Source organism: Nostoc sp., from assembly GCF_036919495.1.
Lineage (GTDB): Bacteria > Cyanobacteriota > Cyanobacteriia > Cyanobacteriales > Nostocaceae > Nostoc.
Genome location: NZ_JBALBZ010000196.1, coordinates 1 through 10,668 on the forward strand (window position 1 = coordinate 1; position 10,668 = coordinate 10,668).

11 protein-coding genes are annotated in these 10,668 nt (G+C 38.1%); 2 read left to right on the plus strand and 9 right to left on the minus strand.

What is annotated here, in order from left to right:
• Positions 1 to 559 precede the first annotated feature (559 nt).
• The 9 genes from V7K25_RS31720 to V7K25_RS27575 form a co-directional block, all read right to left on the minus strand.
• Positions 560 to 664 carry a type II toxin-antitoxin system RelE family toxin gene (locus V7K25_RS31720; protein ID WP_442948120.1) on the minus strand — a complete coding sequence of 35 codons (105 nt, stop codon included), beginning with the start codon at positions 662 to 664 and terminating at the stop codon, positions 560 to 562.
• Between the two features lie 4 nt (positions 665 to 668).
• Positions 669 to 902: a hypothetical protein gene (locus V7K25_RS27545; RefSeq protein WP_335162520.1), complete on the minus strand. Its 234-nt coding sequence runs from the start codon at positions 900 to 902 to the stop codon at positions 669 to 671.
• 102 nt (positions 903 to 1,004) lie between these two features.
• Positions 1,005 to 1,277 (minus strand): type II toxin-antitoxin system HicB family antitoxin, encoded by a 273-nt coding sequence (locus V7K25_RS27550; protein WP_335162522.1) that lies wholly within the window; start codon positions 1,275 to 1,277, stop codon positions 1,005 to 1,007.
• Positions 1,278 to 1,395: 118 nt separating this feature from the next.
• Positions 1,396 to 1,545 (minus strand): YgiT-type zinc finger protein, encoded by a 150-nt coding sequence (locus V7K25_RS31725; RefSeq protein WP_442948121.1) that lies wholly within the window; start codon positions 1,543 to 1,545, stop codon positions 1,396 to 1,398.
• Between the two features lie 9 nt (positions 1,546 to 1,554).
• Complete coding sequence (locus V7K25_RS27555) at positions 1,555 to 2,238, minus strand: MAE_28990/MAE_18760 family HEPN-like nuclease (protein ID WP_335162524.1); 684 nt, start codon at positions 2,236 to 2,238, stop codon at positions 1,555 to 1,557.
• Complete coding sequence (locus tag V7K25_RS27560; protein ID WP_335162526.1) at positions 2,238 to 3,326, minus strand: DUF262 domain-containing protein; 1,089 nt, start codon at positions 3,324 to 3,326, stop codon at positions 2,238 to 2,240. Before V7K25_RS27560 ends, V7K25_RS27555 begins: the two co-directional genes overlap by 1 nt.
• 237 nt (positions 3,327 to 3,563) lie before the next feature.
• A complete protein-coding gene (locus tag V7K25_RS27565; RefSeq protein WP_335162528.1) occupies positions 3,564 to 3,722 on the minus strand; it encodes an element excision factor XisH family protein in 159 nt (52 codons plus the stop codon).
• A gap of 53 nt (positions 3,723 to 3,775) precedes the next feature.
• Complete coding sequence (acnB, locus tag V7K25_RS27570) at positions 3,776 to 6,439, minus strand: bifunctional aconitate hydratase 2/2-methylisocitrate dehydratase (protein ID WP_335162537.1); 2,664 nt, start codon at positions 6,437 to 6,439, stop codon at positions 3,776 to 3,778.
• A 561-nt stretch (positions 6,440 to 7,000) separates the two neighbouring features.
• Positions 7,001 to 8,515 (minus strand): hypothetical protein, encoded by a 1,515-nt coding sequence (locus tag V7K25_RS27575; protein ID WP_335162530.1) that lies wholly within the window; start codon positions 8,513 to 8,515, stop codon positions 7,001 to 7,003.
• A gap of 421 nt (positions 8,516 to 8,936) precedes the next feature.
• Here V7K25_RS27575 and V7K25_RS27580 point away from each other — a divergent pair, with 421 nt between their 5' ends.
• Complete coding sequence (locus V7K25_RS27580; RefSeq protein ID WP_335162533.1) at positions 8,937 to 9,122, plus strand: hypothetical protein; 186 nt, start codon at positions 8,937 to 8,939, stop codon at positions 9,120 to 9,122.
• A gap of 344 nt (positions 9,123 to 9,466) precedes the next feature.
• The coding region (locus V7K25_RS27585; RefSeq protein ID WP_335162535.1) for an NAD(P)H-quinone oxidoreductase subunit F at positions 9,467 to 10,668 on the plus strand (1,202 nt) is incomplete at its 3' end.

Below are 10,668 nucleotides of genomic sequence, written 5' to 3' on the forward strand. Positions count from 1 at the left end.
CAAATTGATTCAGTCGGGGGACAATCATCTTAGTTTACAGCGTGGGAAATAAGTATACGGATACCTTTGACAATTATCCTCAATAAGTCTGGAAGCTCTCTTGGAACTAGTGCTTGATACCTGGTTTTTTTATAAAAACCTTTATGGCTCGTCGAGTCACTATCTGCGGTTTTTCCTGAATAAAAAAATACCGTAATTAATAGGTAGAGCCGCGATCGCATGGATTGACCTCTCCCCCAACCCCTCTCGGAAGCGGAGAGCGGAGCCAGATTTCTCCCCCTTCCCTTGTAGGGAAGGGGTTAGGGAGTTAGGTCTGTGTGCGAAGTGCAAGGGTGCGATCGCCTGATAGAATGAGTATCTATACAGTAATGATAACAAGTTTTACAGTGCTTCAAGGAAAAATTCTGTAGATGTCTTTGCGGTGAGCAACTCGTTGGCAAATTAATGTTTTTGTTGCTTGATCAAGAGTAATGCCTATACGATAATCGCCAACTCGAATCTTATATTTATCACTATAGCCTTTCAGTTTTTCAAGATATCCTAATTCAAAGGGATTCTCTTATTCAAGTTCTTGAAAGACAATAGGTTCTATGCGGCTTTGAATCTCAACTGGTAAAGCAGCAAGTTCTTTCAAGAACCTTTTGGTATATTCAACTTGCCACATTTTCTTATTTTAGTGATTGATAATATTTTAGTGCTTCATCTTTTGATAGTGCTTCTTCTTCCTTTACTTCCTCCATAAGTTTTGCTAAACCGTAATCCTCAAGAATTTCTTCAATTTTTTCAAATTCAGCAATAGGAATTTGTACGGCAATAGGTTGTTGGTTTTCGTCAAGAACATAATTTTTGTGAACTTCAAGCATTTTAATAACTCCTATGTGTAAAAATCCATTGGTGTTCACCTGTTAAAATTTTGGTGCCAGGCAATTAGATTTTAACAGTTTATCGCGATCACCCTGTAAGAAATTAAGGGTGCGATCGCAACACAATTGCAGATACAATTATCAGTCTGTTGGAACGCTTAGGGTTAAAACTTTTATCAGTTTGCCTGGTTGAGTGTCTTCCACTGCCAAAAACTCATATAATTCTTCTATAGTGAGTGAAGCATGGTAAATATTAGGTTCGATTTTATAGACTTCCAAAAAAGAAGCGATCGCTTCATTAAGCTGCTTGATTGCTGCTTCTTGATTTATCCCTTGTCCTACCAATCCATTTTCTAAGCATAAAGCAACCCAATAACCCGCACTCTTTCGTAAAACTGTTGTGTAGAAGTCCATAAATCTGTATTAGTGGATAGCTGAAGCAATATTTAATTTTGGCAATTATTCATGACCCAAAACTAGCCACTTCTACAGGACGTTCAACAGCTAATTTTTTACGGTTAGTTTTGATTTGTTAAATTTTTTGAAGAGTTTCAGCAGTTAAATAAGTTTCACCGCAATCAGCACAGGTTATCACTGGAATATTTTTGATAACCAGCAGGTCTTTATAAAAAATTGGAAAATTGAAAAATAAAAATTTAAAAAGATTGTACTCATAACTCACTTAAACTAACTATTTTAAATATTCTTCGTTAGATAGATAAATCTCTATATTCTCTAATATTGCCTTTAAATAAGAAATAACTCTTTTTTGAATTTTTAATAACTCATACGCAGTAGCATTTCTACCAACTTCCTCAAATGACTTAGAACCATGTGCAAGATCATTTCTGTTGGTCTTAACTGTTAGTAAATCGCTCCCATTTTGAGTTTTTCTAGCATTTGTCTTATATGAAAAACCATACATATTTGCTGTATCTTTTATTTCTCTTGCATCGACATTACCTGAAAATAATCTCTTTTTGTTAAAACTAGCTGATATAATATCAACTGAAATATTTTGGATACTAACTAAAAGATTATTTGTGGATTTATTATCTTTATCTTTAATGTTATCAATAATAATCTTTTTAATTTCATCTCTAACATCATCAAAAGAAATATTTTTATTTTTTAGTTCATCGAAAACTGCTTCAATCGCATTAGTCATAGTGGATTCGACTAGATTATAGAGCAACAAAAATCCTGTTGCTTTAAGAGTTTTTTCTAAGTCATTATTTATTGATTTGGTTTTTGTATTCTTAGCATTACCCATGCTTAATTTAATTGAACCTTGCTCTAAATTTTTCAAAAATAAAAAATATCTACTAACTTCTTGAGCGCGTTCATCAAAATCTTGAAATAATGTACTTTTCATTAATTGCCTAGAAGCTGATCGCGAACATAATGAATACGCTTATTGACCTTATTTTGAGAACTACTTGCATCAGATTGAGTACAATCTTTAAATGCTTGAGAATCTAAAAAACCAGTTGATTTTGGTACTAAATTTGGGTTTTCTCTTAATGCTAAAGCAATACCGACAGAGATTGATTCAAACTTGATTCGAGTTGTCGGTTCATAGCGATTTTTTATTTTCCGATAAATATGTAAAGCATTAGGAAAATGCTTTTCCACAAATTCTAACATCAAATAAAACTCGTTTTTCATTGTATCAATACTTAGAGAACTAGATTTATTTTCTTGTTCTAAATAGTCATCCAAAAACTCATGAACTTTTCTACCAGAGTAATTTTTATAATTATTTAAAAATGCAAAAAAACGTAAGACAAATTCTTGTGGATCTCTTTTATCAATTTCAGGTTTAGTAAAAGAGCATAAATCTTGAAATTTTTTATTTTTTGATAGTTCCTCAATTAGATCGAGAAACTTTCCTGGTTTACTTCCCCTGCGTTTCTCCATTTCATTTAATTCAACACTACCACTATTAATTCTCTCAAAAAGATCCCTTCTAACTTCTTCATCTGCTTCTTCTGTTAATTGAATCATTCTAATAGTAGTTCTGTTAAAACGCCTTTGGCGTTGTGGCGGTAAATCTTCAAAAGTAAACCCATTCAGAGTTTTTAATTTTTCAAGATTTTTTAATCTAAGTTCATTGTTAATAAACCTAGTTAAAGTGCGAATACGTTGTGTACCATCTATAATTTCTAAACGTGCTAAATCTTCTGATTCTGATATATCGGCAACGAAAATATAAGGTATTGGTAAACCTAAAACTACAGATTCAATAAATTTTGATTGCCTATCTTCATCCCAAGCCATTTCTCGTTGATAGTCTGGAATAAAGAATTCATTTTCATCTTCAGCTTTGCCATCTAAATATTTTTGAACAATTACTTCGATAGGGTATTCTAAAGTGGTGTAGTCAACACGCTTTCTTTTGTCACGAATTTCTTCTTCAGCCTTTTCTTTGCGTTCATCTGTAATTTCTAATTGAGTTACCATAACTTGACAATTTATTTCCGTTAATGTTTAGTCTTAGATATTTTTGTATTGATTTAACTAATCTGACCAAATTTTACCACTTGGCTAAGTTAAAGGTAAGTCTCGAAAAAACATTCTATTCTATCTGATATAATAATTATACTAAACCTTAACTTCATTAAGCTTAGTTATCTTCTCCCCAGGAATCATATCATTTCCTAAAGTCAAGACTCACTTTAGCTTAAATTACACCAACTGTTAATTTTCTCTACTTACAGACAGGGGTTTTTCACCAGCCATATCCGCAAACAGTTTAACTTCAGCATATTTGATTGGATAGGGATCAGCCGTAATTGTCGAGCTATCTTTAATTAAGGCACTTTTCACGGCATTATGGTAGATATCTTTTGCTGACATTTTTACCCAGATAATAAAAATTAGGTGGGCAATTGCCCACCCTACTATATTTACTAACGCAAACTACTAGCTGGCATACCCAAAATATCCTCAAGCTTCGGCATATCTTCCAACGCAATCACTCGCCCTTCATCCTCAAAACCGACGATTTGATCGAAGTTCAAATACTGATACAAATCATCTGCAAAAGGATGAATTCGACTCGCCACAATATCCAAGTATTCCTGCACTGTCGGAAGCCGTCCTAGCAGCGCACAAACTGCGGCTAATTCTGCTGAACCAAGATACACTCGTGCATCTTTACCCATGCGATTATTGAAGTTGCGGGTAGAGGTAGAAAATACTGTTGTGCCATCAGCAACTCGCGCCTGATTACCCATGCACAAACTGCATCCTGGCATTTCTGTTCTAGCACCCGCAGCCCCAAAAACGCTGTATACACCTTCTTCTTTTAATTGGTGTTCATCCATGCGCGTTGGTGGTGCTATCCACAAGCGAGTTTTTACTTCACCTGCGCCTTCCAAAACTTTTGCTGTTGCCCGATAATGACCGATATTCGTCATACAAGAACCGACGAATACTTCTTGCACTGGATCGTTAGCAACTTCCGATAATAATTTAACATTATCGGGGTCATTGGGAGCAGCAACAATTGGTTCTTTGATTTCGTTTAAATCAATTTCAATTATTTCGGCATACTCCGCATCGGCATCGCCTTCTAATAATACGGGATTTGCTAACCATTCTTCCATCTTTGCCACACGGCGCAACATGGTACGCGGATCGTGATAGCCCCGTGCTATCATATTTTTCAGCAACGCTACGTTAGAACGCAGATATTCAGAAATTGTCTCTACACTCAGTTTAATTGTACATCCTGCACAAGAACGTTCGGCACTAGCATCGGTGAGTTCAAAGGCTTGTTCAACTTTTAAATCTGGCAAACCTTCTATTTCCAGAATGCGCCCAGAGAAAACATTTTTCTTATTCTGCTTTTCTGCTGTCAGCAAACCTTTTTGAATTGCCACATAGGGTATGGCATTCACGACATCGCGCAGGGTGATACCTGGTTGCAATTCACCTTTAAATCTTACCAAAACTGACTCTGGCATATCTAAAGGCATGACACCCAAGGCGGCTGCAAAAGCTACCAACCCAGAACCGGCGGGGAAGGAAATACCTAAGGGGAAGCGGGTGTGAGAGTCGCCGCCAGTTCCCACGGTGTCGGGTAGCAGCATCCGGTTTAACCAAGAGTGGATGATACCATCACCGGGACGGAGGGCGACACCGCCACGAGAAGCAAAGAAATCGGGGAGTTCGTGATGGGTTTGAATATCTACTGGTTTGGGATAAGCTGCTGTGTGGCAGAAACTTTGTATCACTAAGTCTGCACTGAAACCAAGACAGGCAAGTTCTTTCAATTCGTCGCGGGTCATAGGGCCTGTGGTATCTTGAGAACCAACGGTAGTGATGATGGGTTCGCAAGATGTGCCGGGACGCACACCAGGTAATCCGCAAGCTTTACCTACCATTTTCTGTGCTAGGCTGTAGCCTTTGCCTGTATCAAAGGCTTGCTGGGGACGGGTGAAAACTGTGCTGTGTTCTAAACCAAGTGCAAGACGAGTTTTATCGGTAAGGGTACGGCCGATAAGTAGGGGGATGCGTCCACCTGCGCGGACTTCATCGAGGATGGTGTCAGGTTTGAGGGCAAAGGTGGAAATAACTTCGCCTGCTTCGTTTGTGATTTCGCCTTTGTAGGGATGGATGGTAATTACCATGCCGGTTTCTAGTTTGGTGACATCGCACTGAATAGGCAAAGCACCGGCATCTTCTGCTGTGTTAAAGAAAATTGGCGCGATCGCACCACCTAAAACATAACCCCCAGCGCGTTTGTTTGGCACAAAAGGTATATTATTTCCCAAATGCCATAACACCGAGTTAATAGCAGATTTACGCGAGGAACCTGTACCAACTACATCCCCCACGTAAGCTACAGGATGCCCTTTTTTCTTCAGTTCGGCAATGGTTTGTAAACTTCCCGGTTGCCGTGACTCTAACATCACCAAGGCGTGTAAGGGAATATCTGGACGAGTTGTGGCGCTTTGGGCGGGGGATAAATCGTCGGTATTGGTTTCGCCAGGAACTTTAAAAACAGTGACAGTAATCGCTTCTGGAACTGTGGGGCGAAGGGTAAACCATTCAGCTTCCGCCCAAGAGTCAACTACCCGTTTAGCGAAAGGATTGGTTTTAGACAACTCTAAAACATCGTGGTAAGCGTCGTACACCAAAAGGATTTTGCTTAAGGCGTTGGCGGCGTAAGCGGCGATAGGTTCTTTTCCTTGTCCACCCATTACTAAAGGTGTTTCAGATGAGTCTGAGACGGATACGGTGGGCCATTGCAGCAAATCGATTAAAGATTGCACATTGTAACCACCTACCATCGTGCCCAGCAATTGCACCGCTTCTATGCGCGAAACCAAGGGACTGGTGATTTCCTTTTTGGCAATCGCGGTGAGAAATCCAGCTTTGACATAAGCTGCTGGATCAACACCAGGAGAAACGCGATCGCGCAATAAATGTAATAATATCTCCTCTTGCCCCTTTGGTGGATTTTTCAGTAATTCACATAATTCTGAGGTTTGCTTCGCATCCAATGGTAAAGGGGGAATACCGAGTGCTGCTCTTTCGGCAACGTGTTTACGATATTGTTCTAGCATTTTTATCTTCTCCATTGGGATTTTCTCCCTTCAATTATGAAATATTTTTAGGCAATACTCGGCTATAAAAGTTTAGCTTACTTTTATTAGTGAAAGCCTTACTGGTAATTGGTTATTAGCAAGTTTTTTTTATACTGAAAGTTTAAAAACTATTAGGCGAATGGAATTAGCTACTACATAAAGAAACTCCTAAATAACGTTCCGGCTCCGGCGACGGCTCCTAAACCAGCTATTATTCCTTGGCGAATCGTGATAGTCAAATTACCCCCCTTAATCCCCCCGATATATTGGGGGGAAATAAGAAATCTTGTTCCCTCCCCTTTATAAGGGGAGGGTTAGGGTGGGGTAAAACTGACGTTTACGCTCCAAACAACAGTTCAGCAACAACAGGTAATGGTAGGACGATATTTGGCAAGGTTACAGCACTTCCGGCAGCTATGAGGTACATCTTTAAAGCTGAAAGTTATGAGGTGAGATGGGCAACGAGAAAAACTGTATTGCATAATAGCGGGAAGTGCTGTATCACTCTTGCAACATTTTGAATTCTGTATTCTTCTTCACCTATGATTTGATGATATACCAAATACCGTTATTACTTTGACGTAAAATCTGATATTTTTGCTCAACAAATTCCAGCAGCTTGGGAAAATTTTCTTTGATTATTGCCTGTGGTTCATAATCAATGAAGATATAAGGAGGCTTTGATGAATCTAACTGCTCTACAAGTGTTAACCATTGCTCAGGCAAAAAATATTCAAGTGCCCAACCACGTAGGATTGTTGCTTGAGTCCGACCAGAAAAGTAGTAAATAGCTGGATCGCCGGCTACATAAATCTCACCAGCAATACTTCCTGGTTGAGATATAAAGTTAGCCTCTGAATGAAGGGATGGATATTTTTTTCTAAAGACAGTCTGATATTTCAATCGTGTATCTTCAGTTAAAGCAAACTTATTATTAACCAGAGTTACACTTTTTTTTATAAGAGTGGATGAGAAAGGTAAGAACAATAAAAATATGAGCATAATTGTCGGTATTTGCGAACTTAATTCTTTTAAGGAGTCCCATAATATATCTAGTCCTTTAGTTGCTAAAATACCTATAGGTACAAATAATAATAAAAAATGGTATTCCCAAAATGCTTTGTATTGTAAAGCAATAACACTAAAACCAAAAATGCACCAAACAATAAGTAACAAAGTTAATATATTCTTAGACTTACGCCATGAAGCATCTATTGCCACAATAGCTATTAAAACTAAAGGATAAAAATTCTGTAAGAACCATTTGATTCCCAAAATAAAGTCATTTTGATTTAATGCAGAATTAGCAATAATAAGAGGCGGATATATAAAAAATGTCTGATACACTATTGAAAAACTATTAAACCACGCGAAGTAGCTGGCAACCACTAAAAGAGGAAAGATAATACCTATAAAGATAGGCAAACAAATCTCAATAAATATTTTTTGAATGCTCTGCCGTTTTATTAATATAGAATACATTAATATAGTTAACCAAAACGAAAATAGTATCAGCAAAAATATTAATTTAAATAAGAGGACAATTCCACCAATAAAGCCTGAGAGTAAAAGCAAGATAAATCTTTGCTTTCCTTCGCTTTTAAAAGATTGAAAAGTTAGCCAAAGACAAAGGAATAAAGGAAAACCAACCAGTGCTTCCACTTGAGTAAGATGCCAGGGGCCTGAAATAACATAGTAAACACCAACCGTTAACAAAGGTACTAAGCTTGCGATTATCTGATGCCGAAAATAGTTTTTTAGAGTCAGTAGCAATATTATCGAAAAAAATACCATGTAAATAAGTTCAAAAGCATGGATGCCAATCTCATTAAAACCAAACAAATTTCCCGCCAACAAATAAAAGCAGAAAATTCCTGGTTGCTTTACATCCCAAAAATCACGATAGAGTACCTTTCCTTGTTGCATCTCTAAAGCACCTAGCCTAAAAAATGCTTGATCTCCGTCAAATGGAAAAGGTAAATGTACAAGACCAATTAGGACAATAATAATTAAAACTATAAAGTCAATTTTATGTAATTTAGTAATACTAATCATGACACTTTTAAGTTAAATATAAGTAACTATCTTGCCCTAGTAAATATCCTAGCAAGATAACAGTAAGTATGTAGCTTATTTATCACTAATATTGTTTAGATAATGTTTATAAACTGTAAAGAAACTGTAATTGTGAATGGCTACAAGCCTCTTGGCACTTAACTTTAATCTTAACTTTGCGATGAATTTTTAGAGTTTGCAAATGTTTGCAGTGTAAGCAAAACTCCATATTTATATCTTGTTTTAATAAGTAGGTAGGCACGAAAAAACTAAACTATGTAAAGATAAGTAAGTCGAATGGATTACCAAGTGAACGTCTAAACCATTACTTTGATCGGCTACTGGCCAGTGGGTAGTGTGTGTCTCAAGTATTAATGTGGATATAGACACACCACAATAACTTGCATTAAAGGAAATACTGATGGAGCGTTCAAAATTAGTTGCCATTATTACAGGTGCGATTTCGGTCATTTTAGCGATCGCTTATCTCATCTTAGTCCAACTGCTCGACTACCGGGACATGAAACCCGCCCCCATAAGCCAATTTGACCAAGCACCTGCGATTATTTCTGTTTTTTGGCAGGTTGACAAAACTACCGAAGCATGAATTATATTTAGCTGAATTGTAGAGACGCAAGTCCTTTGCGTCTTTCATCATTTATGTCAATAAGTAAAAACTCATGATGAATAGATAAAAAGCAATAGCTATTATTCATTACTCAAATAGTTGTTTATATAAGATTTATTTAGAGTATTTATCTCAAATTTGTTTAGATAAAGTAATACTATTTTGACAAAGATAACGGTAAGCTGTTTCTAAGAAAATTAAATAAAGATAAATTTCTCTGATCTGCGTAGGTTTAGCCCATCGTAGACATCGCTAGGTTAACGGGGATCAACGCGAGTTGACTCAAAACTCCAAATTTTTGATGACAATATAGAGGTAAGTTAATGGCTCAGTTTCTACTAGAGACTGTTTGGCTAGTTCCGTGCTATGCCTTAATAGGTGGTTTGTTAGCCGTACCTTGGTCGCCGGGGATCATTCGGAAAACGGGGCCAAGACCGGCGGGTTATGTAAATTTGGTAATGACATTTTTGGCGTTTGTACATAGTGCGATCGCCTTACAAGCAACTTGGAATCAGCCAGCCCAAGAAGTATTTATTCCTTGGTTATCTACAGCTGGTTTAGACCTCACCATTGCTTTGGATATATCCTCAGTGAGTGTCGGCGCTTTAGTTGTAATTACTGGCTTAAATTTGCTGGCGCAGATTTATGCTATAGGCTACATGGAAATGGATTGGGGTTGGGGACGCTTCTATTCCTTATTAGGATTATTTGAAGCGGGACTATGTGCCCTTGCTTTATGTAATAACTTGTTCTTCAGCTATGTAATTTTGGAAGTCTTGACACTGGGAACCTACCTACTAGTCGGCTTATGGTTTAGTCAGCCGTTAGTAGTCTCAGGTGCGAGAGATGCTTTCTTAACTAAACGGGTGGGAGACTTATTCTTATTGATGGGCGTGTTGGCACTATGGCCCTTAGCCGGGACTTGGAGTTATCCAGAACTAGCTAAGTGGGCGGCTACTGCTAACGTCAACCCGACAACGATGGCACTGGTAGGTTTAGCCTTAATTGCCGGGCCAATGGGTAAATGTGCCCAGTTCCCCCTACATCTGTGGTTGGATGAAGCAATGGAAGGCCCTGTTCCGAGTACGATTTTGCGGAACTCGGTAGTAGTAGCTAGTGGTGCATGGGTGTTGATTAAACTGCAACCTGTGTTAAGCATCTCGCCTATAGTTTCCTCAGCTATGGTAGCCATTGGGGTAGTGACAGCGTTGGGTGCTTCTTTAATTGCGATCGCTCAAATTGATCTTAAGCGCTGTCAATCCTATTCTGTCAGTGCCTACATGGGTTTAGTATTCATCGCCGTGGGAGTGCAACAATACGAAACGGCGCTATTGTTAGTACTCACCCATGCCATATCCGCAGCATTGTTAGTAATGAGTACTGGAGGAATTATCTGGAATAGTATTACTCAAGATGTCACGCAATTAGGCGGATTGTGGACACGTCGCCCGATTTCAGCAATAGCCTTTATCGTCGGGACTTTGGGATTAATTGGTTTTCCACCCTTGGGTAGCTTTTGGGCGTT

What these genes read in the sequence shown, in the direction of transcription:
- V7K25_RS31720 (WP_442948120.1), bottom strand. Translation starts at nt 664, where the DNA reads ATGTGGCAAGTTGAATATACCAAAAGGTTCTTGAAAGAACTTGCTGCT.
- V7K25_RS27550 (WP_335162522.1), bottom strand. Translation starts at nt 1,277, where the DNA reads ATGGACTTCTACACAACAGTTTTACGAAAGAGTGCGGGTTATTGGGTT.
- V7K25_RS27555 (WP_335162524.1), bottom strand. Translation starts at nt 2,238, where the DNA reads ATGAAAAGTACATTATTTCAAGATTTTGATGAACGCGCTCAAGAAGTT.
- V7K25_RS27560 (WP_335162526.1), bottom strand. Translation starts at nt 3,326, where the DNA reads ATGGTAACTCAATTAGAAATTACAGATGAACGCAAAGAAAAGGCTGAA.
- V7K25_RS27565 (WP_335162528.1), bottom strand. Translation starts at nt 3,722, where the DNA reads ATGTCAGCAAAAGATATCTACCATAATGCCGTGAAAAGTGCCTTAATT.
- acnB (WP_335162537.1), bottom strand. Translation starts at nt 6,439, where the DNA reads ATGCTAGAACAATATCGTAAACACGTTGCCGAAAGAGCAGCACTCGGT.
- V7K25_RS27575 (WP_335162530.1), bottom strand. Translation starts at nt 8,515, where the DNA reads ATGATTAGTATTACTAAATTACATAAAATTGACTTTATAGTTTTAATT.
- V7K25_RS27580 (WP_335162533.1), top strand. Translation starts at nt 8,937, where the DNA reads ATGGAGCGTTCAAAATTAGTTGCCATTATTACAGGTGCGATTTCGGTC.